Origin of the sequence: Bradyrhizobium sp. LMTR 3 (genome assembly GCF_001693485.1) — a bacterium.
Taxonomy (GTDB): Bacteria; Pseudomonadota; Alphaproteobacteria; order Rhizobiales; family Xanthobacteraceae; genus Bradyrhizobium.
The window spans coordinates 535,468-557,354 of record NZ_MAXC01000012.1 but is presented as its reverse complement, the minus strand read 5'-3'; the positions used below and the strand labels follow the sequence as shown (position 1 = coordinate 557,354).

Genomic DNA, 21,887 nt, shown 5'->3' with positions numbered 1-21,887 from the left:
GCGTGATTTCACGTCAGTGTTGTCATTGAGCCACATCCGGGTTTCCGATGCCGCGCATAGCTATGCACTGAAACAGGCTTTCGGCCATTTCCTGGAAGTCAGTCAAAAGCGATTGGCTTAGCGGCGCTGTTTTTTCGGCTTTGGCGATGCCGCCGGCGCCCGTGCGTTGGCATCGAGCGATGTTGATGCCACTGGCGTCTCACCCTTGGTCCCTTCGCGTCCAATTTCGCGTCGCGGCCAGGCAAAATCGTCGGCGCGACCGGCAGGGGCCGACAAGGGCTCACCTGTGATCAAGACCCGCGCCGCTTGCGCATCCATCATCACCCGCCGTGGCCCCGGACCGCCGAGCAATTGATCCGTGCCGACAGAGGAGGCCGTCAAGGGAACGATCGGCCCGGCCAGCGGACGCGGCGCCGGCTCATCCGGCCGCGCGCTGGCGTCGGGCGTTGCCGGTTCGGTCGGCAGCACAATCGGCGCGGAACGCGCAGCCAACAGGCGGTTGATTTCGCGCTCGGCATAATGCGCGAGCTTAAGCGCGCCGGCCTTGGTGAAGTACACGCCATCGGAAGAGCGCAGCCGGCGGGTCTGCCCTTCGAAATCGGGGCCGTGCTGCAAATAGCGGCCGGCTTCATCGACAAATCCGTCCCAGACATCGACATAGGTGATGCCGGCCTTGCCGGCCGCATCGCGATAGAGCGTATTCAGAAACGCCGTGTCGGCGGTCGACTTGGCGCCACGTACCACCGGCAGACCCACCCACAGCACAGGCACACCCTTGGACTTGAGGACGCCGATCATCCCCTCGATCTTTTCCATGTAGAGTTCGACCCAGCGTTTCTCGCGAAACTCATGGATGTCGTTCGGCGAGTGCGCGCTCTTCTCCGCTCCAGTGACCGCGCGCGCGCCACTGTTATCGGCGGCATCGTCCGGCGGCAATTCGGGATCCGGCGCCTTGGTTGCGCCATCGGGCTTCGCACCGGGTTTTGCGCCCGAAACCTTGCCATCAGGTTTGGCCTTGGCGTCCTTCTTGTCCCCAGCCTTATGGTCGGGTTTATCGACCGCCGGCTCGCGGATTGCGACGCGATCATCAAGCCCGAGCAAGACGACAATGGCGTCCGCTTTTTCGGTGGCGAGGATGCCTTTGGCAGCGGCGGCCCAATCGGCTGGATCACCCTTCGGCTGATACTTGATCAGGCCGGAAACCGTCTTGTGTTTGCGGATCACACCCATCTCAGGCTGATCGGCATAGTGGTTCTCAAGTCCATAGGCGAGCCAGTCCGCCATGGCGTCACCGAGCACAAGAATGTGGCGCTCCGATACACTGTTGCGTTTTTCGGGCGGCGGCGCCTTTGAAAAATCCTCGCGCGGCGCCGGAGGCGCTTGCCGCCCATTCCAACGAGGCTGCGGCGCGTACTGCTGCTGGTGCGGCGCAAACGTGTCGTTGCCAAACCAGCCGCCGCCGCGTTGTTCGTTACCAAACCAGCCGCCACCGCGTTGCGGTTGCGGCCGCTGCTCATATCCGCCGAAATTAAAGAACTGTGCGGAGGTGGGGCCGGCCAGGCCGAGCAACATTCCCACCATGACGGCCAGCGCAACCGGCCAACCACGCTCGGTAAAGATGCATTGCCTTTTTGGTTCCCTTGGCATGCTTCTGGACCGCACACACGCAGAACCTGCCGTTGCCAGACTAGCACAAAGGCCCTGTGGCGGGTCTCAGTTTACCGTGAAACGCGTCATCTCGGTGCGGAACATGCAAGCAACGGCCCATGTCCGTGGTGCGCGCTGAACGTCCCATAACAATACACCAATCATACCGCGCCTCACTGCGGAGCCCGCAGCTCGATGCCATAGCGAGCATAGATCCGCGCGATGCTGCCGTCGCTGCGTACCGCGAGCACGACGCCGCTGCGATGGTAGGGACGCGAAACCCGCGCACAGCCCGCGGGCGGCGTGTCCTGGCGGGCGATGACGTCGAGCACGAGGTCGCAATCGGCGCGGCGATACTGGATCACACTGACCACCCACTCCCGCGTCGGCTTGACACCGAGTTGCTGAGCAATTTTCTCGCCGAGTTCGATCTGAAATCCTGGGACCGCTCCGGACTTGCTTGCAAACGGCAGCGCGTTGGGGCTGGCGCAGAGCGTCAACGTGCCGCGCTCGATAACGGTTTCCAGCGAGCGGGCATCCGCCGGTGCGTTCCAGAGCATCAGCAGCGCGAGGCTTGCCGCGTATCGGGCGAGCCGATATCGCGGTTTCCAAGACGCGTAAAGCGCTCTAGCCCATCAAGCCCCCGAATGTAGGCCAGGATTGCGCTGATCATTTGAGCGAAATGGTCCCGGCAGGCGTTCGATCAGGGGTTTACAATACCGAAATCGATGCGGATTCCGTGAAACTACGCTAGACTGCAGCAAAGCCCGTGTAGGCCGGGAAGGAATTGGACGTGGTGCTGCGAATGCTCCACGCGCGCGGAGGGTAGGCCGACAGCCGATGGTGCGATGCATCAATTGCGGTATCGGCAATGTCGCTGTCAGCATCAACGTCGCCCGCAAAGGGAACACGATCGTGTCGGACAGTTGTTCAAGGAAGCGGCTGCTGAGATGCGAGCCCCCGTGGCCGGGAAACGGTTGGCTTGCGCTTGGGATGGAGGCCGAGCGGGGATGGGGCGTCTCATGAAAGCGGAAATCGGAATTGTCCGGCACGCGGCACAAAACGATCGCCTCGGGAGACGATCAAGTGCGGCGGGCCGGGCGGTGCAGTGACCAGCGCAACAACAAGACCAAGGGGAGGAAGTGCGGATGAAGAAGCATCTAGGTTGTTTTTCTCTACCCGTTGCAGTTGCGATCGGTGCGACGCTTGCCGCATCGTCAGCCTTCGCGCAAACGGTTGATACCGCGCGGATCGAGGCCGCCGGCCAGAATGACTGGCTGACCTATCACGGGTCGTACAAGTCGCACCACTACAGCCCGCTCGCTCAAATCAACACCGGCAACGTCGGAAACTTGGGTGTCGCCTGGATGCATTTTCCGGGAAGATCCACCCGAGGCGTACAGTCGATGCCGCTCGTGGCCGATGGCGTGCTTTACTACACCGGCTCCTACAGCCGAACCTTCGCGCTGAACGGCGCCACCGGCGAGCTGGTCTGGAACTACTTCCCGGAATTGGACGAGGCGTTGGTCAAGCGGCAGACGCACTCGCCCTACAATCGCGGTGTCGCCCTTGGAGAAGGCAAAGTCTACGTCGGCACAGTGGACGGTCGGCTCATCGCGCTGGACGCGAAGACCGGAAGGGTGGCGTGGGACACCAAGCTGATCGATTCCCAGAAGCTGACTGTCGGCTTCACCGGTGCGCCCCTCTATGCCAAGGGCTTGGTGATCATCGGCGCGCAGGGCGGTGAATGGCCCGGCCGCGGCCCGATCTTCGCCATCGAAGCCGCCACGGGGAAAAAGAAATGGGAGTTCCTGACGGTTGCCGGCACCGAGGAAGCCATGAAGACCTGGGGTGGTGACTCCTGGCGCACCGGCGGAGGCGGCGGCTGGATGCCCGGCACCTACGATTCCGAGACCAACACGATTCTGTGGGGCACTGCCAACCCGGCGCCGCTCTACGATTGGTCGGGCGCGGACTACAAGACGCAAGGCGCGCGTCCCGGCGACAATCTCTACACGAGCTCAGTGATCGGTCTCGATATCGATACCGGCAAATTGAAATTCTACCATCAGGAACTGCCGCACGACGCCTGGGACTTTGACAGCTCCGTCGGCGAGTTCGTGATGCTCGAGCGTGACGGCCAGAAGCTCATTGTCCATCCGAACAAGGGCGGCTTCATCTTTGTTTATGACCGCAATCTCGCCGTGAAGAACGTCTGGCGGCTCGTTCAGAACATCAATTTCGTCAAGGACATCGATCCCAAGACGGGCGCGCTGATCGGACGTCGCGACTTCCCTGCGGGGAAGGTCACCGACCCGCCGCTGTGCCCATTCATTGGTGGCGGCATCAGTTGGAATGCCGGATCGTACAGTCCGAAAACGGGCCTCTACTACAAGATCGGCCAGGAATGGTGCATGACGCTCGACATCCAGAAGACGACACCGGTGACCACTCCACAGGCCCAGCTTAACATCGGCGCTGATTTCAAGATGGCGCCTCCTCCGGGCGGCGAGATCTATGGTCATCTCGACGCGCGCGACCCCGTGACCGGGGTGAAGAAATGGGAGGTTCGCTACCCCGAGCCGCCGCTTGGGAGTGTGCTATCGACCGCAGGCAATCTCGTGTTCGTGCCTGATTCGCGCGGCATCATTCACGCCTACGATGCCGAAACAGGGACCGAACTGTGGAATCACAACAATGGCACCGGCCATCAGGGTGGCATCGTCAGCTACTCTGTCGGCGGCAAGCAATACATTGCCGTGACCGCGGGCTTCGGCGGCATGTTGGCGGACGAATATGCGCCAAACTTCGGCGGCATCTACAAGAGCATGCCGCGCGACGACGGCGCGCTCATCGTCTTCAGCCTCAAATAGGCTATCGCAAACGATATGCCGGGGGCGGGCGCAAGCCTGCTCCCCGTGCGCTGAAGCGGCTGGGTAGTTTCAGGGAAATGGAGCTCGACGTCTTGAAATTGCAATCGAAGAAGATCGCGCTGCTTTCGGCGATGCTGGGCGCGTCGCTGGCATATGCCGGGCCGGTTCAAGCGCAGTCTGCCACTCCCGCGCCCGACAACGGGACGTTGGATGTCGTGCAGTTGTTCGCAGGGACCTGCGGGTTTTGTCACTCTAGTGGCGGCCGAGCTGCCGGCAGGGGGCCGCAGTTGATGAATTCACCGCGGGACGACGATTTTTTGCGTGACCGCATAAAGAACGGCAAGGAAGGCGCGATGCCTGGATTCGGTGAGGCTTTCACCGACGCGCAGATCGAACAGATGATCAAATACATCCGGGCCTTGAAGCCGCGCGAGGGCTGAACCGCCGAGACCCGATCCATTCACACGGGGACACGGAATGAAGACAATTTTCCCGCTCTCGGCCGTTGCAGCCATGGCGTTGATCGGCCCGACGTTGATCGGTCCGGTGCAGGCACGATCGCTCGACATGATCCGCTCGACCGGCGCACTCGGATTATGTGCTCATCCCAACTCGCTTCCATTCGCGAGCAAGGCCGGCGATCCGCCAGGGTTTCAGGTCGAATTGGGACAGGCGCTGGCACGCGAGCTCGGCGTCTCGCTGACGCTCGACTGGATTATCACCCGGTACCAGATGCGCAGCGCCGGCTGTGACATTCTTCTGGATGTGATTGCCGATCGCGAGGCGCAAGGCGAGACCAACTTGAGGATTTCAAAACCCTACTATCGCACTGGTGTTGTCCTGGCCGTGCCGCAGGCCAGCAAGCTCACGTCGTTCAAGAGCCTCGACGCGCACACGAAGGTCGGGGTCCTAGTCGGATCCTTCGCAGCAATGATCATCAGTCAGCGGCGGGTACCGACATCGACCTTCGGGTTTGAGGTCGATGTCCTTGAGGCCGTCGCCAACCATGAGATCGACGCGGCGGCAGTCACGCCGACGGTGGCGAGCTATTTCAATCTGACGCATCCGGACAAGGCGCTCCGTATCTTGGATCGCGACGAGGGCGAGGCGAACCTGAACTGGGATGTCGCAGTTGGCATGGTCCGCCCCGATGACAATCTGCGCGAAGCCATCGACGCGGCGATCGAGCGGTTCCGGGCCGACGGCACAATCGATCGAATCTACAAGCGCTACGGGGTTGTGCTGCAAACACCGAAGTAATTGCGCGTCGTGCAGCGTTGTCGTCGCGACCTTTGCAGCGTTCTGTTGACAACGCTTGATCGGGCCAAGGGTCTCGATCGCATGGACCGACGGAACTGGTTGACTGGATTGTTGTTTTTTTGTGGAGCGCCGTCGGCAGTGGCAACGTTGCGCTGAAGTCTCACGCGGTCGCCACGCACGTAAGCGCCGGCGGCTCCGCTATCCGCGGATTGTCGCATTGGCCTTCTCGGCGGCGTTGGTCATCGCAATCTTTGCCGGTCGTGCACCCGAGACCACTTCATTCACGCCGATCATGAACGCGTCCAGGATGGGTCTCGAGAGCGAATGGAAAAGGATCGCCTTGGCGCGGTCGACATCGGCATTCTGCAAGTTGGTCAGCGCGGCCTCCGCGGCTTGGGCGCCGAATGCCTTCTTGAAGTCCTCGCCCGACCAGGCCGACACGCGTGTCGTCGCCAGCCCTGCTGCGGCGGTTCGCAGCGAAGTCGGCTTGCTTGTCGCCCACAGTAGAAACAAAAAAGCCGCCCGCTTGTGTCGTGATCTGGAATTGATGCACGCCTGCCAGTGCGACATGAAGGGCACGGACGGGCGACCGGCGACATGTGGAAAGGCGGCAAACAACGCCTGCCTCGCAACGACGCTTTTTGCTGGATTGGAGATGTCGGTAGCGAAATTGCTGCTGTCGATCGCTATCGCCGTCTTGCGCTGAAGGAAGTCGTCCAGCACGTGGTACCATTCGTAGCCGCTCACACCGCGAGATCCGGCTTGACGGAGCAGTTGACCGTACATCTCGATGGCCGCGATGGCCTCGGGGCTCGCGAAAGCGGCCTTGTTGTCCTTGACCATGTCGCCTCCGTAGGAGAACACGAAGCTCATGGCTGGCGGGGACGAATTGCCGCCGGCCTGCGCCCGCATGGCGATCCCGGACATTTCACTGGTCTTGATTGCGTTGGCGGCGGCGAGCAGCTCATCGAAAGTCCGGGGAACAGACAGATTCTTGGCTGCCAGCGCATCGCCGTTGATGAACAAGGTCACCGCCTCGGAAGTGATCGGGCAGCCGTAGCGTTCGCCGTTCCGCCACACCGGAAATGTGCGGGCTGTCTCGAGAAGGTCAGCCTCGTCATACCAGCCGAGATCGGTCAGCGACTTATCGGAATAGTATGCGTTCAGCGGCTCGAGCCATCCTGCCGAGATGCCCTGGCCATAGGCCGTGAACATGAAGACGTCAGGTGTGCTGCCGCCGCGGTTGAGCTGGATCGCCAGTGCACCCAGGTACGCGGTCTCCAATCGGAAATCGGTAACGACACTGATACCGGTGAGCTTGGTGAAATCCCACAAAAGCGGAGTGATCGCGTTCGACCAGGGATGGATCGCGCCCGCGAGCGTGATCGTCTCCCCCGCGAACTGTTTCCAATTTATCGCAGCGTTGGCATAGCTCGCGGCGACATCCTCTGCGACACCCCACCGCGGCAGCATGGCGAGGGCCGGCAAGGCCACCCCCGCGGCGCCCAATCCCTTGACGAAGCCGCGCCGGTTAGCCGGTCCTCGACCGTGTGGCGACTTTTCACCCGGAGCCATGAGCATCGCTCCTGCCTGAGGGCAGTCCTTCACAAGATGCGAGCGGGCGTCCCGTGACGTTCTGGCCCTTGCGAGAGAACTGACGGGCTGCCTGAGCCGGTGTAATCTATGCGGCCGAGCATGCCGGTTCCCACTTCATCTGCACGGGTCTGGCTGTGTCTCCATTATACTCGCAATACTTTGCGTCGGCATCACAAAACAGCCGCTCTCGCGAGCACCTAAGGCCCAGGTCATGTCAGTCCCTCTGAGCCAGTCCTCTCGGCGCTTTGCTCGTCCGCTGACTCTCGTGGTCGCGGTGCTGCTGCCTGTGGTTGCCGCGGCCGGGCTTCTCGCCATCCAATATCGTCAGGATCGACAAGCGGCAGATTTTGCGCACGAGCGCAGCCGCCAGGTGCTGGAGACTCTGGATCGGCTGCGGGGGGGCATCGCCGAGGTGGAGGCCCAAAGACGCGGGTATCTGCTGACGCTCGACCCCTCATATCTCAAGGCTTACGGCGTCTCCGACGAAAGCGTACGACGAGACGCGCAGGCGCTCCAGGCTCTGGTCGCGAACGATCCATTGCAGAACCATCGTGCCGGACATCTGGCGCTGACAGTTACAGCAAAGCTGCGTGAGATCGATGACATCGTCAAGACGGCCAGCACCTCCGGGCAGGCGGCGCTGGCGATGATCCGCAGCCTGGACGAGATAAGATCGCAAATCGACCAGATGGTGGACCACGAGCGTTTCCTGCTCGTGGATCAGGAGAAGCGCGCCGATGCACTCGAACGACGCAAGGCCTGGCTGATCGCGACCGCCATCGTCGTTGTCGCAGCACTGGCAGTGGTGGGGTTGGCGCTTGCACGCCTCGAAGCAATAAGGCGGCGTATGGCGATCGCGGAGAACATCGCGCTCCATGGCGATCTCCTGGCGCGCGACAAGAAGATCCGGCGCCTGGTCGACGCTAACATCGTCGGCATCGTCATTTGGGATCTCGAAGGTCGCATTCTCGAGGCCAATGACGCGTTTCTCCAAATGTTGGGCTACGACCGGGAGGATCTTGCCTCGGGTCGGCTGAACTGGACGGACCTGACACCGGCGGAATGGCGCGACCGCGACGCACGCGCCGCGGAAGAGCTGCGAAGGATGGGGACCGTCCAACCATCTGAGAAAGAGTACTTCCGGAAAGACGGCAGCCGCGTGCCGGTGCTGCTCGGCGGAGTGATGTTCGAACAAAGCCCAAATCAAGGCGTCAGTTTTGTCCTCGATCTGACCGAGCGCAAGCGGGCGGATGAGGCGCTGCGGCAGAGCGAGGAGCGCTTTCGCACCCTCGTGCAGTTCTCCTTCGACGTGTATTGGGAGACTGATGCGCAACATCGCTTCACTCACCAGGAGTTCGCGGAGAGCCTTGCCGACGCGCCAGCGCCGGGATCGGAGATCGGCAAGACACGTTGGGAAGTGCCTTACCTGGAGCCTGATGAGGAAGCGTGGCGCAAGCACCGGGAGACGCTCGATGCCCACCTGCCATTCCGCGATTTTGAGCTCGCGCGAGCTGCTCCCGACGGCAGCAAGCGTTACGTGTCCGTCTCCGGGCTGCCGGTGTTCGACAAGACGGGGCGCTTCGTCGGTTACCGCGGCGTCGGGCGGCACATCACCGAACGTAGGCGAGCCGAAGAAGCCTTGCGCGCCGTGCAGGCGGAGCTCGCGCATGCCAATCGCGTCACCACGATGGGTCAATTGACGGCCTCGATTGCCCATGAGGTCAACCAGCCGATCGCGGCGACGGTTACCAATGCCGGGGCCGCCCTGCGCTGGCTCAGCGCTCAACCGCCCAATCTCGGCGAGGTTCGGGAATCCCTTCGTCGTATCGTCGAGGACGGCAAGCGCGCCGGCAACGTCATCGACGGGATCCGGGCCCTCATCAACAAGGTGCCGCCGCGGAACGATCGGTTCGACCTCAATGAAGCCATCCTCGAAATGGTCGTGCTGACCCGGAGCGAAATGCTCAAGCATGGCATCTTGCTGCAGACCGACCTCGCGCCGGGCTTGCCGATGGTGAAAGGCGATCGCACCCAACTGCAGCAGGTGATTCTGAACCTGATCCTCAATGCCATTGAAGCCATGGAGGGCGTCGACGAGCGGGCAGGCGCACTGCGGATCAACAGCGAGAGGGAGGCCGCGGGCGGCGTACTCGTCACTATCAGCGATTCTGGCCCGGGCCTGAACCCGGCGGATGTCGAGCGCGTATTCGAGGCCTTCTATACGACGAAGCCCAAGGGCATGGGCATGGGCCTCGCGATCTGCCGGTCGATGGTCGAGGCTCACGGGGGACGGATGTGGGCGAGCGCGAACGAACCTCGGGGCGCCGTGTTTCAATTTTCGCTGCCGCTGGAACAAGACGAGAGCGTTCAAGCCCGGCAGATCCGGTCCAATCCGGCCGCGTGACGTTGCAGGTTGCGGGAAGCAAAGTGAGATCGGTTCACGGCCACGGCAGACGTTCCTGCGCTATGCTCGGAAAGGCCGCGATGGAGCAAACGCCGACAGTGCCGGATGCATGCCGCACAGCCCCGAGACAGAGAACACGGCAGCACCCCTGACCAACATTTTTGGAGAGCCGTAGTCCGCAAAGGGTGGCGGCAACGCCCACCACTGAACTCGTCAAAGCTCGGGCAAGCAGCTTTCTTGCCGAAGCTGTAGTTGATAGAATTGTATTTGAGTTGAGACGCCCGACCCTCCGAAACGAAATGCGTCAAATGGGTCCTGCGCCTTCTGTGTATAGCCTCGTTGTTGGCGGAACGGGAGGGTGCAATGGCTATCGATTATACTTCAGCTTCAGTTACGCGCGCGCTGCTATGCCGACAAAGCTCTTACGCTCATAAACGGGAACTCGCTTGATCTTCGACGCGTGAATGAGCCCTAGCATTAATGTCGGCTCGCCCTTCGGACTTGCGATCGCTGGATGTCCGCTTTGGAACATCGAGGCCGAGCTACCCGGCGGTTCAAGGTCGGTTCACCGGGATTCTGGACGATAGTGAAGGGCGGCTTCGACATGGAATTGCCCTGCCTCCGGCTGGTGAAGATCACGAAGATCAAACGCTGAACCTTTCTTCCGTCGCTAAGACCCATAGTTGTGTCCGAGCCTGCATGCTGGACGATCTCCAAAACTTCAGCCGCCGGCGAGGCATGGCAAGCATACCGCATTTTAATCCCAGCAAACGCAGGAGGAGCATATGCGCAAGTCTCTCGCCGTTTTCCTTTCTGGCGTGGCTCTGGTCACTGCGGCGCCGACCGCTCTAGCCGGAGAGCAGGTGCTAGAGTTCAAGCTCGTCACTAAGCCGATCGACTACAAGGTAACAGAGGCAGCAAACATCGAAGGCCAGTCAGTCGCGTCCGGCAGACTGTTCGGCGTCGCCATCTTCAAGGATGGCCGTATCGGGGTGAAAGAGTTCGTCAATTCCTCAGACTTGCTCAAAGGCTCGGGATCCTTCTACGGCTACAGCACCTACGCGTTCGAGGATGGCTCGATCACGGCGCGTTACACCGGCTCGGTCAAAGACGGCCGGTCAACTGGCGAATATACGATCCTCTCGGGAACGGGTGCCTATGCGAACGCTACGGGCACGGGCACTATCGAAAGCGCGCCGAACCCGTTCAAGGGCGTCAACCTCTTGAACATAAAGCTGGTCGTCAAAACGCCCGGTACGTAAGAGGCCCTACACACAGACGCGCTTCCGCAACCCAAGTGCCGTGAGGCGCGTCTTTGCTCATGCAGCCGTGCTCGCAACATGGCTCATGACCTCGATGATTTATGAGGTTTGCCCCCTGTCGAGCAAGGATCTGGGGAAAGTGGGGGCCCCACGAATGTCTCTGATGTCTGTTAGGGCGCCAATAGGCGACCTCCGAGACATTGCTTCCCATCTGAAGTAGCTGCAGAATGGCGCGTCAGAACAGGTCTACGGGAGGGATATCATGATCTCACGTCGTCTTGTCATCCGACTGCTTGGGGCCGCAGTAATAGCTTTCGCGCTCAGCCCCACCCCTGCGGTGCTGGCTTTTTCGCCCGAGGCGCGCAACGCCAAGCTCGATGAAGTCCTTCGGGGATTGGTCGAAGGCCGCAGCACGCCGGGTATCGTGGCGCTGATCCTCCAGGACGGCCGCCCGGTCTACAGCCGCAGCGTCGGCGTTCGCGAGGTCGGGAGTACCGCGCCGATCGGCGCAAACGACATGTTCCGAGTTGCCTCAATGACGAAGGCCGTCACCTCTGTGGCGGCGATGATCCTTGTCGAGCAGGGCAAGATTGGCCTGGATGATCCGGTCAGCCAGTTCCTGCCCGAGTTCGCCAAGTTGCGGGTGCGAGGGCCCGACGGCGCCGAGGGGCCGGCCAACAGGCCCCCGACAATCCGCGAACTGCTCACCCATACCGCCGGGCTCTCCTATAACTTCATCAATAATGCTCGGCTTGTGGATGCATATCGCGACGCGCGCGTGACCGACGGGCTGGATCAGCCCGAAGTAACCACCGCTGAAGCAATGCAGCGTCTCGCCTCTGTTCCGCTTGGCTATCAGCCTGGTACCGGCTGGGAATACTCGCTTGCGACGGACGTGCTCGGCGCCGTCATCGAGAAGGTGACAGGAACCAGTCTGGAATCTTTTGTCACCGAGCGCATTGCAAAGCCCTTGCGCATCGAGAGCTTTGTGTTCAACGCACCTGAGACCGTTCGCTCACGCTTCGTGCAGGTGACGCGACCCGCGCAGGTCACGGGCGCACTCGGCACAGGCTACGTTCCCGTAATGGGACCTGAGGCAGTGCCGTTCCCACCCACCAAGGGCACTGCCCGCCTCGACCCGAACCGCGCCTTCTCTCCGACTGCGTACAATTCCGGCGGCGCCGGCATGAGTGCCACTATCGGTGACTACGTGCGGTTCTTGCAGATGCTGCAGAACGAGGGCGAGCTTGACGGCGTGCGGGTGCTCCGTGCCGAGACGGTCCGGCAGATGACGCAGAATGCGACCGGCAACATGCCGACGATTCGCGGGCCGGGTTGGGGCTTCACGCTGGGCTTTGGGATCCTGACTGATCCCGCCGCAGCCAAGAGCCGTCTTCCGGCCGGTAGCTATGGATGGGGCGGCATCTATGGCACGCAGTTTTGGATCGATCCGACAAACCGCGTCATCGGCATAGTCATGACCCAGACGGCGATTATTGGCTCCGGTCCAATTTCGAATGCCGTCCGGGAGGCGTTCTATGCGGCCGATTGAAGATTCGACACCAAGTTAGGAATCGGTCGGTACCCGCAAGGCAGGGGGTGCGCTCCCTCTCCCGCTTGCGGGGGAGGGCTGGGGTGGGGTGTCTCCGCGGGCGATACTGCCCGAGTGGAGAGAGCCCCCACCCGGCGCTTCGCGCCGACCTCCCCCGCAAGCGGGAGAGGTGAAGCGCGTCTGCGGCCGAATCGATCTAACCAAAAATCGTCATGCGCTAGGAGCGGGAGTACATTTTGTCGATGGCTGTCAGCTCCCCCGATCTGAAAGCGTTCTTGCTCGCCACACCTTTCTTCGGTGGCCTTTCAGATGCAGGCCTCGATCTCCTGGTCTCGATGTTGGTCGAGCGCCGCTTCAACGCCGGTGCCACTGTCGTAGCGGAAGGAGAACCGGGGCGCTCCATGTTCATTGTTCACTCCGGCCAACTCGTGGTGAGCAAGCGGGCGGATGCCGGACGCGTCATTCGCATAGCGGGCCTCGAGTCCGGTGATTTCTTCGGCGAAATGACGCTTATCGAAATGCAGAACCGATCAGCCACCGTCGTCGCGGAGAGCCCAACCGTGCTGTACGAGCTCACAGCCAAAAAACTCTACACGTGCTACAAAACCGACATACACGCGTATGTGATGGTTATGCAGAATATCAACCGCGAGCTTTGTCGGCGGCTCCGACGCGCCGACGACCGCATTGCCAAGCTGCAGATGCTTCGCGCGAGTCAATGACGCTGGTTTCGCGCGCGGCGTGGGTGGAACGAAAAACTGCGAACGGCGCAATGGCGCCTCACGCCGCGCAACTCGCTACGCACTCCGACCCGGCGGGAGGACGACCACGATCGCGCCGAGCTTCACCCGATTCACGAGATCGATGACGTCCTCGTTGGTCATGCGGATGCAGCCGGACGAGATGGCCTGACCGATATATTCCGGCTGGTTGGTGCCGTGGATGCGGTACAGCGTGTCCTTGTTGCCCTCGTAAAGATAGATCGCCCGCGCGCCCAGCGGATTGTCCGGACCTCCGGCAACGCGCTTCGGGTAGGGGCCTAATCGAGCCTGGATCTCTGCCGTCGGGATCCAATCCGGCCATTCAGCCATGCGGCCAACGGTTGCGACGCCGGCCCAGGCCAGCGCTTCCTCTCCCACCGTCACGCCGTAACGGATCGCCTTGCCTCCCGGCAGCACGTAATAGAGATAACGCGCGTTGCTATCGACCAGGATCGTGCCCGGCTGTTCTTTGCGCGTGTAGTCGACGATATGTCGGCGATATGTTTCCGGAATGCTCGCCTGCGCATAACGCGCGTGGCCAAGTAACTGCCGGTCCCTTGGGGTCAAACTGGCATTTGATGACGGCGCAAGCGTCGCTTGCATGCAGCCGCCGAGTAACCCCACTAGTAACAACGCGAGCCCACGCCCCATCATCGCGTGTCCTCCAAAAGTCACCTGGACGCAATTTGTTTGCTCAAAAAGTGCAGAAATCAAGGCGAAGCTCCCGCACCGGTTGAAAATAGGTCACAGTCCGGGGCGAGAGCCGATAAATCGCTTACATCGGCATGATGCCGAACACGAGCCTACCGCGTCGGCTTCACGTAGTAGTTTGCCACGAGATGGTCGGCGATCTTGCGACCCATCGCTTCGCCGACCTCCAGCGAATTGCGGAAATGAATGCCACCCCAGATGCGCACCTCTTTGTGCTCCTGGGCCATCTGCGCAAAGCTGGCGAATTGGCGCGAAAGGCGCGCGTCGGAAGTATCGGTCACGGTGAAGTTCTCCGTCCCGCTGCCGAAAACTGTTTCAAGAACGCCTTGCACCGCACCCGCGTTGATCGCCGCCTGCGACGGGTATTCCGGATGCATCGGCGTGGTGTTCAGAGGCAGCCAGCTTGCGTCGCGTTCAGTCGCATCGTTGCCGTCCTGGTCGCCGTTACGGATCGCGGTGATCGGCCGCCAGAAATTGTATTGGAATTTGGCGTCCCAATCGACGACGAAGCAATTGGCGAAAGCCATGGACATCAGTGCGAACACTCGCGCGCTTTCTGCCACCGGGAGGCCATGACGAGCGGAAGCCTGCCGGGTAGCCTGGAACCATGCGGACCCAAGGTTGGCCTGTGTCCAGAAACGCACGGCGTCGGACTGCGCGTCGGTTCGCTTCGTGCTTTTGACTCCCCCGATTTCCTTGGTTTCGTTGTAATCGCGCGCGTAAAGCGCGCTGTTGAGGGCCGGGGGCGGAGCCGGGCGGAACTGACTCGCGCTCTCCATGCCCCACGGCTTGGCCGTTGCGTATTGAGGGAAGAGCGGCAGCGTGGTCGGCACCCATATGCCAGCCGTGGTGTGCGGGCGGTATGTGTCGGGCGTGTTTGTCGCGTCGCTCTGACGTTCGGCGAAAACGGCGGCCGCAACTTTCTCGCCTAAAGAAATACCGGCAACCCGCGCGGGGTTGTCCGGAATGGTTTTCATCGTCTCCGCGAAGGCTGCATCAATCCGCTCCTTCTGGCCGGGATACTGTCGCATGAGAATTTCGTGGGCCGCCGCCGCTGCCGCGGCTTCGGCCGAGGCGTTCGGGTCAATTGGAAGCTCCGGTATGTAACGCAAATATCGGTTCTGCACCGAGTTGACCGCGTCAGACATGGACACGTTTACCAGGGCCATGCTGCGCGTCCACGGATTACCGCCCACATTGGCCGCCTTCATCACGCTCATTGCGGTGTTGTTCCAGTCGGTGATGACGTCCGCGCGAACCGGTGTATTGGCTGAGATTAAGGCCAGGCCGACGATTGCAGATTTCAGAACGTTCATCGTTGCCTCCTTCGAAAGTGAGATTTCCGAACGACTGCCAATTTGGTGTGAATGTACCTCCATAATCATCTTGTCGTGCGCGCGAGCCGCATCCGCGCCCTGTCACGCGAAAACGTCGCCCAACGACCAGGAGTCCATTACAAGTTTCGCCAAGTCGCCCGATCGCGGCGCCACTTAGCGAACGTCGAGCCGGCGCTCAGCCGTGTCTGCTGTCGAAGCAGACATTGCGGACCAGCGCTCGTCAAAACTCGCAGTCGGGAGCTCATTCGCTTCAACCGCGAGGCCTTTCGTAGTCGTGCCGGCGGAGACAACGGTGCCGCCGGTCCAAGGTAAGTGCGACCTCATGGTGGCGGCGGTTGCGGCAACAGCGAGCAGAGCGACAGCCACGAACCCAGTAATCGTTCGATGCTTCGTCATCAGAACCTCCGGCGGTTCTCAAAGCCCCTTGACGTGGGTCACGGGAACTCCGCGAAGGTTCAACCGCAAATGAGACAAGTATGGTGCGCATGCACTCAGGTGAAACATCGCGTGACGTTCGCAAAGTTTGCGCCTGGCGTCCGCAGCCGCAGGGCCTGACTTCCGGGCAGTCGAGAAGATTGCTATATTGCACGCCAGTGGGGCCTCGAAACGATACGGAGGCCAACATGACCCGCATATTGGGACGGCGTGACTTCCTCGCAGGCTCCGCGGCCCTCGCGGTGAGCGGCAGCTTCACATGCGTCGAGTTCGCTTCGGCGGCACCGATCGAAGTGCCGATGGTCGATAAGCTGTCAATCAGGGTGCTCGTCGACTCCACCCACGATCTTTTCCTGCGCCCCGGCACAGTCAACGGCGTGAGTGTGCAGCCGACCCCCCTTTGGACCGGGTTTCCCAACGTGATTCATACGCAATGGGGCCTGTCGCTCTGGCTCGAATCCCAGCGCGGCAACGAGCTCCGCACCCTGATGCTCGATTACGGCTACACGCCTGACGTGCTTATCACCAACATGGGCCTCATGGGAGTCGACGTGAAGAAGGTCGACGCCTTGATCCTCAGCCACGGCCATTTCGATCATTTCGGCGGCCTGATGGGATTCCTCGATAAGTACCGTGGCGCACTGCCGGCGGACGTGAAGCTCTACGCCGGCGGCGAGGACAATTTCTGCCATCGCCTGGCCAGCGCGCCGGGCCAATTAACAGACTACGGCACGCTGGACCGGCGCGCTCTGGCGGCCCAGAAGGTCGCGACGGTTCTGTGCGAGCGCCCGACCGTGATCGCCGGCCACGCCTTCACCACCGGGCAGATCAGGCGTTCCGGCATCGAGAAGGTCTTGCCCAACACCATGGTGGAGTACGGGATCAAGGACGGGCTGGGCTGCGATGCCACCCAGTACACCCATTTCACCGCGGCGGAACTGCAGGGCAAGGTCGTCCCGGACGAGCATACTCACGAGCACGCGACCTGCTTCAACGTGAAGGACCGCGGCCTTGTCGTCATCACCTCGTGCGGCCACGTCGGCATTCTCAACACCGTCCGGCAGGCGCAGGAGGTATCCGGCATCAATAAGCTGCACGCCCTGATCGGGGGTTTCCATCTAGGGCCCGCGACGCCGGACTATACGGATCAGGTCGTCAACGAACTCAAGACATTCGAGCCGGACGTGGTGGTGCCGATGCACTGTAGCGGCCTAACGTTCGTCGATTCCGTGCGCAAGATCATGCCGGACAAGCTGCTGCTGGCCTCGGCGGCGGCGCGGCTCAATTTTGGCGCGTGATTGCGACCCGGCGGCGCCTTCTCGGCCTTACGGCCGGTCTCCTGCTGGCCGGCCGAGGATGGTCGTCGCGGGCGCAATCGTCCGAGGGAACGTCGGCTGCTCGGCTGATGGACGACCTGATGTGGAACCGCGGCCCGATCGGCGGGCCGTTCGCTTTGATCGACCATACCGGCAAACCTCGTACCGACGAGGATTTTCGCGGCAAACTTCTGCTGATCTACTTCGGTTACAGCTATTGCCCGGACGTGTGTCCAACCGATCTGCAGCAGATCGGTCTGGCGATTGATGGATTAGGCGCCGGAGCGGAAGCGGTACAGCCGATCTTCATCACACTTGATCCCGAGCGCGACACCGCTGCGCACCTCGCCGGTTACGTGCCACTATTCCACCCGCGGCTGATCGGCTTGACTGGCAGTGCGGAGCAGATTCGGCGCGTGGCGCTCGCCTTCAAGGTCTATTACGCCAAATACCCGCCTGACAGCCCGGACTACGTCATCGACCATTCTTCGTTCGTGTACTTAGTCGATGAAGCCGGAAAATACATCGGCTTCCTTCCGTCCGGCACCGCGGCCGACCGCATAACAGAAACGATCACTCTGCATCTTTCCGATAGGACGAAGAGATAACTTCTATGGGAATCGGGCGAGAACCCTGGATTCGCATCCGGGGCTTCGCGCGCGATCAACTCAAGAACTCAACGCGCCCGCTTGAGCGTATTCTCGATCATGTAGGCCGCGAGTTTTCGGCCCACGTCCTCACTGGCGCGGATCGCGAATCTATAGTGCACGCCGCCCCAGACGCGGACATTCTTCTGCTCCTCGGCCATATCGGCCAAGCTGGCGAACTGCCGCGTCCGCTTCGTATCCCGCACATCAGTTGCCGTGAAAGGAATGGCCTTCACGGGACTAAACACCGATTCCAGAACTGCCGACGCGATCGTCGCGTTGATCGTCGCCTGCGAGGGGTATTCGGGATTCATCGGGGTCGGGTTGAATGAGGTCCAGCCGGCATCTCGCTCAGTGGCATCGTTGCCGTCCTCGTCGCCGTTGCGGATCGCGGTGACCGGGCGCCAGACATTGTAGGTGTACTTCGCGTCCCAATTGACGATGTAGGCGTTCGCCAGACTCATGTTTAGCAGCGCGAACAGTCGGGCACATTCGGCGAGCGGCATCTCCTGCTTCATGGCGAACTCGCGCGCCGCCGCCTGCGATGCCGGGCCGAAATTAATGTTTTCCCAGAACTTAACCGCCTCGGTCTGCAGCGTCGGTGCTTCAATCGTACGGCCCCCAACCCGCCTTCGGCGAGCGAGCAAGCCCGCCATCGCGTTGGCGTCGGCGGCCAACCTGAGTTGGGATTGCGCTCTGGACGAGGGCTAATGTGCCAGGAGAACGGGGCGTGCCGAAGCGTTCTTAAGGATGTGGCGCGTGGCCCCGCCCAGAAGCATCTCGCGCAGGCGGCTATGGGAAAAGGCGCCCATGACCAGCAGACCGGCTTCATACTCTGTCCCCGCCGCGAGCAGCGTATCGCCCACCGAGCGCAATTCCGGTGCAACCACCTGCGCGGTCGCAGCGATGCCATGACAGCGCAAATAGGCAAGCACCTCCGCCTGCGAGGCTTGGCGATTGCTGGCGTCCCGATCAACGCTTATCACCCGCACAGATTTGGCGAGTTGCATGAACGGTATGGCAGCCGAGACCGCATGCCAGCATTCCGGGCTCTCGTCCCAGGCGATCATCACGCTGTCGGTCAGATCACTATGCAGGCGAGCCGGCGCCAACAGCACGGGGCGACGGGTCTGCAGCAGCGATTGCTCGGCAATGGCCCTGAGCGATTCCATCACGGTGGCGCTTGCGGCGACCATTAGGTCGAAGGCAGCGGCCCGTTGCACCGCGATTTCCACATACGATCCCTCGGCTTCGCGCCAGGATGCTGCGAGCGGGCCGCCGGGCTCGTCGTTCGCCGATAGCATCGGGATGCCGACTACCGCGCAGGCCCGCGCGAAAACCTCACGCGCATCGCGCGCAGTTCGCTCCCGTTCCTCGGCGTACCAGTTTACCGATGCGGCGGTCACCGTTCGTCCCATTTCGGTGACACTCAGGCCGCCACGCGTGACACCGCTACGCGTGTCCGGCGGCTCACTGATGAACAGCGCCTGGACGTGAGCTCCCAACGCCTTCGCGGCAGACAGGGCCGTTTCAATTTGACCGGTGTGACTGGCTGAGCCGGGAAGTGGAACCAGGATTCGCTTGATACTCATGACAGCCTCCTGCGTTGCCGCCGTTTGCGACAACAGACGGCATATGTGTGTTGAGCCGAAAGCGAAATCGCGCAATACCGCCATTGATAACTCCCGGAATCACGCCAAAGTTCCGGAGACCCGCAGGTGTGCCGGTTGCCGACCTCGGTCGTCGATGTCCGGTGGGTTCGAGCGTTGCAAAATGAGCGAGCGCAATCAGTCGATAACGCGGCGGCTTTGGCGAGAGCGCGGTCGGGAACGGCAACGTTCATGACCGCTGACTTCGCGGATTATTGGCAGAAGCATGTATCGTAGTAAGGTTCTGGCCCTAATGAGAGCCAGGATTATGAAACTAACCTATACGGATTCATGGGATGGACGGGTGATTATCGGGTTCACCGATGAGCGCGGTGAGCACGAATCGCTCTAAGCACAATAGAGACGGCAGACCTTATCGGTGCGTTGAGGACCTCGTTAGAGGAGGCGATTGGAAGTCCGGCCGCAGACAGCATGGCCCTTCCCAGCATTGAAAGAGTGGAGATCGTTGAGACTGCGGGAGAAGTGCTCTTCCGCGTTCATATGAATGATCGCATTTCCCATGACTATCCGGTTCCGAAAGGGACCGTTCTTGCGGATGAGCTTCGGATGCTGGCTGACCGGATGAAGGCGCGCAATTCGGCAAAGGCCACACATCCATCGCCCGATGCTCAAAAGGGCAAACTGAGTTAGCGGATGGCGCGTGCTCGCAAATCGCGACCTTTCTGCAATCTCTAAGGGATGTCTGCCTGGCTACCACGAGCGGCGGGTGGCGGCGCCGGCCGACAATCACGTTGATCGCACGGTCAGCTCAGGCCTAGACTGTCCAAGCTAAGCTATCCATGTCGTTCCAGGGAGGATTCCATGAAGGTAGTTTTGCGATTCCTGCTCGCCGTGACCGTTCTCGCATTCGCCGCCGGCGGCGGCTATGCGCAGGACGGTGGCATGAAGAAGTGGTCGAAAGGAAAAGGCTGGGGCTGGGTCTGGGGGCCTCAGGACGAGGTCGGAAACCTCAACGAGATGACCGATGCGTCACGTTTGGCCGCCTTGAAGCTCGTGACACAGGGCAAGGTCTACGATCTCGGCCTTCCGTACGACCGCAATTCGTACAAATGGCCCGGCCACAGCCCGGGAGAAATCATGAGCTTCCGCTCGCCCGCGGGCGTGAGGAGCCAGAAGGATCTGGCGTTTACCACGCCGGAGGGCGGCAATACGGGCATCACCGCCTGGCATAGCAACGCTATCTTCATGAACGACAACGTGGCGACCCAGATTGATGGGCTCGGCCACGTCACGCATGGACCGAAGAACGAGTTTTACAACGGTTTCACGTCCGACGAGTGGGGCGGCGACTTCGGCGTTCGCAAGGCGGACGTCACGACGATCCCGCCGATCGTCGCGCGGGGCGTCTTGGTCGACGTTGCGGGCTTCAAGAACGTGGAGGCCCTTCCGTCTTCTTATGAAATCACTGTCGCGGACATCGAGGGCGCGTTGAAGGCGCAGAACGTCGACGTCACCCCGGGCACGGTCGTTCTGCTGCGCACGGGAACCGCGCGCTATTGGGGCGAGAACGGCCGCGACCACGCCAAGATCGGCCAGCACGACTCGGCAGGCATCGGCCTGACAGCCGCGAAGTGGCTCGTCGAGGAGAAGGGCGCGCTTATGCTCGGTTCCGATACGTCCGGGCTCGAATATGGGCCGCCGAAGCCGGCCGACTCTCAGGCCGTCGGCGGCAGCTTCATCCCGGTCCACGTCTATCTGCTGGTCCAGCAGGGCGTCCACATCCTGGAGTTCAACAACCTCGAGCGGCTTGCCGCCGATCGTGTCTACGAGTTCGCCTACATCCTGACCACAAACGCCATCCGCGGTACCGTGGCCGGCACGACGCTGCGGCCGCTCGCCCTCCGTTGATCGAATGTAGCGCTGAGCTGGTTGGCGAGCTTCGGCAGGTCGTTTGACGCGAGGCAGATGACGATGGGGGCCGTTTACCGTCGAGCGATGCGCAAGGACGCGAACCGTCTGTACGACATTCGGCGGCGATCGATCATTGAGCTCGCGCTTCCAACGATGACGGCCGCCGAGGCGCAGGCGTGGGCGGCGAAGCTCACGCGCGCCGGAATGGAGCAAAAGCTGCGTGAGCTGGACGTATGGGTTGCCGAACTCGATGGCAGGGCGGCCGGGTGGGGGGCCTTTCGCGGCGAGTGGCTGGAGGGACTCTATACCGACCCGGATTTTGCCTGCCGGGGTGTTGGCGCGGGGTTATTGGGGGTGTGCGAGCGGCTGATGTGCGAGCGAGGCATTCGGGCGGTGCGGGCCGAAGCCAGTTCGAACGCGATGGCATTCTACCTTCGTCGAGGTTACCTGGCGAATGGTCCTCAATCGCCGAATGGGGCTTGGCCCATTGCGAAGCAGCTTCTATAGCCGCCTCCGGCGAAGCTGAGGCTGGAGGTTCGAACGGCGCTTTAAACCGTTCGCGGCG

Annotated in this window: 19 protein-coding genes; 12 read left to right on the top strand and 7 right to left on the bottom strand. The window is 61.6% G+C overall.

The genetic code is table 11. The features are described 5' to 3' along the window. Positions 1-117: 117 nt before the first annotated feature. Complete coding sequence (locus LMTR3_RS12220; protein WP_065745253.1) at positions 118-1,647, bottom strand: SGNH/GDSL hydrolase family protein; 1,530 nt, start codon at positions 1,645-1,647, stop codon at positions 118-120. A 173-nt stretch (positions 1,648-1,820) separates the two neighbouring features. After that, positions 1,821-2,207, bottom strand: a complete 387-nt coding sequence (locus tag LMTR3_RS12215; RefSeq protein ID WP_065745252.1) for a transporter substrate-binding domain-containing protein — start codon at positions 2,205-2,207, stop codon at positions 1,821-1,823. Positions 2,208-2,795: 588 nt separating this feature from the next. Here LMTR3_RS12215 and LMTR3_RS12210 point away from each other — a divergent pair. The 3 genes from LMTR3_RS12210 to LMTR3_RS12200 all read left to right on the top strand — a co-directional run bounded on the left by LMTR3_RS12210 (position 2,796) and on the right by LMTR3_RS12200 (position 5,780). Beyond that, positions 2,796-4,520 (top strand): pyrroloquinoline quinone-dependent dehydrogenase, encoded by a 1,725-nt coding sequence (locus LMTR3_RS12210; protein WP_065745251.1) that lies wholly within the window; start codon positions 2,796-2,798, stop codon positions 4,518-4,520. A gap of 77 nt (positions 4,521-4,597) precedes the next feature. Next, a complete protein-coding gene (locus LMTR3_RS36215) occupies positions 4,598-4,960 on the top strand; it encodes a c-type cytochrome (protein WP_141686566.1) in 363 nt (120 codons plus the stop codon). A 37-nt stretch (positions 4,961-4,997) separates the two neighbouring features. Continuing rightward, positions 4,998-5,780: a substrate-binding periplasmic protein gene (locus LMTR3_RS12200; RefSeq protein ID WP_065745250.1), complete on the top strand. Its 783-nt coding sequence runs from the start codon at positions 4,998-5,000 to the stop codon at positions 5,778-5,780. Between the two features lie 198 nt (positions 5,781-5,978). Here LMTR3_RS12200 and LMTR3_RS12195 read toward each other — a convergent pair whose 3' ends face one another. Beyond that, the gene (locus tag LMTR3_RS12195; RefSeq protein WP_065745633.1) at positions 5,979-7,355 is read right to left on the bottom strand and encodes an ABC transporter substrate-binding protein; all 1,377 of its coding nucleotides are present in this window, start codon (positions 7,353-7,355) and stop codon (positions 5,979-5,981) included. 232 nt (positions 7,356-7,587) lie between these two features. Between LMTR3_RS12195 and LMTR3_RS12190 the strand changes: the two genes are divergently transcribed. From LMTR3_RS12190 to LMTR3_RS12175, 4 genes are all read left to right on the top strand, one after another. Further along, positions 7,588-9,780, top strand: coding sequence for a PAS domain S-box protein (locus LMTR3_RS12190; protein ID WP_084029548.1), 2,193 nt, complete (start codon positions 7,588-7,590; stop codon positions 9,778-9,780). 785 nt (positions 9,781-10,565) lie between these two features. Then, a complete protein-coding gene (locus LMTR3_RS12185) occupies positions 10,566-11,042 on the top strand; it encodes a hypothetical protein (protein ID WP_065745248.1) in 477 nt (158 codons plus the stop codon). Between the two features lie 262 nt (positions 11,043-11,304). Next, on the top strand, positions 11,305-12,594 hold the full coding sequence (locus LMTR3_RS12180; protein ID WP_084029547.1) for a serine hydrolase domain-containing protein: 1,290 nt from the start codon (positions 11,305-11,307) through the stop codon (positions 12,592-12,594). A 242-nt stretch (positions 12,595-12,836) separates the two neighbouring features. After that, the gene (locus LMTR3_RS12175) at positions 12,837-13,316 is read left to right on the top strand and encodes a Crp/Fnr family transcriptional regulator (protein ID WP_065745247.1); all 480 of its coding nucleotides are present in this window, start codon (positions 12,837-12,839) and stop codon (positions 13,314-13,316) included. 75 nt (positions 13,317-13,391) lie between these two features. Here the strand turns inward: LMTR3_RS12175 and LMTR3_RS12170 are convergent, their stop codons facing one another. Further along, positions 13,392-14,009 carry a L,D-transpeptidase gene (locus LMTR3_RS12170; protein ID WP_065745246.1) on the bottom strand — a complete coding sequence of 206 codons (618 nt, stop codon included), beginning with the start codon at positions 14,007-14,009 and terminating at the stop codon, positions 13,392-13,394. 149 nt (positions 14,010-14,158) lie between these two features. Then, positions 14,159-15,382 (bottom strand): vanadium-dependent haloperoxidase, encoded by a 1,224-nt coding sequence (locus LMTR3_RS12165; RefSeq protein WP_065745245.1) that lies wholly within the window; start codon positions 15,380-15,382, stop codon positions 14,159-14,161. Between the two features lie 644 nt (positions 15,383-16,026). Here LMTR3_RS12165 and LMTR3_RS12155 point away from each other — a divergent pair. Beyond that, the gene (locus tag LMTR3_RS12155; RefSeq protein WP_065745243.1) at positions 16,027-17,136 is read left to right on the top strand and encodes an MBL fold metallo-hydrolase; all 1,110 of its coding nucleotides are present in this window, start codon (positions 16,027-16,029) and stop codon (positions 17,134-17,136) included. A 107-nt stretch (positions 17,137-17,243) separates the two neighbouring features. Then, positions 17,244-17,762, top strand: a complete 519-nt coding sequence (locus LMTR3_RS12150) for an SCO family protein (RefSeq protein WP_084029546.1) — start codon at positions 17,244-17,246, stop codon at positions 17,760-17,762. 68 nt (positions 17,763-17,830) lie between these two features. Here LMTR3_RS12150 and LMTR3_RS12145 read toward each other — a convergent pair whose 3' ends face one another. Then, positions 17,831-18,478 (bottom strand): vanadium-dependent haloperoxidase, encoded by a 648-nt coding sequence (locus LMTR3_RS12145; RefSeq protein WP_065745242.1) that lies wholly within the window; start codon positions 18,476-18,478, stop codon positions 17,831-17,833. A 30-nt stretch (positions 18,479-18,508) separates the two neighbouring features. After that, positions 18,509-19,393, bottom strand: coding sequence for a universal stress protein (locus LMTR3_RS12140; protein ID WP_176721862.1), 885 nt, complete (start codon positions 19,391-19,393; stop codon positions 18,509-18,511). A 489-nt stretch (positions 19,394-19,882) separates the two neighbouring features. Between LMTR3_RS12140 and LMTR3_RS12135 the strand changes: the two genes are divergently transcribed. The 3 genes from LMTR3_RS12135 (at position 19,883) to LMTR3_RS12125 (ending at position 21,829) form a co-directional block, all read left to right on the top strand. Further along, complete coding sequence (locus tag LMTR3_RS12135; RefSeq protein ID WP_065745240.1) at positions 19,883-20,101, top strand: hypothetical protein; 219 nt, start codon at positions 19,883-19,885, stop codon at positions 20,099-20,101. 171 nt (positions 20,102-20,272) lie between these two features. After that, entirely contained in the window at positions 20,273-21,319 is a 1,047-nt protein-coding gene (locus LMTR3_RS12130) for a cyclase family protein (RefSeq protein ID WP_065745239.1), read from the top strand. Positions 21,320-21,376: 57 nt separating this feature from the next. Further along, positions 21,377-21,829, top strand: a complete 453-nt coding sequence (locus LMTR3_RS12125; protein ID WP_141686565.1) for a GNAT family N-acetyltransferase — start codon at positions 21,377-21,379, stop codon at positions 21,827-21,829. Positions 21,830-21,887 lie beyond the last annotated feature (58 nt).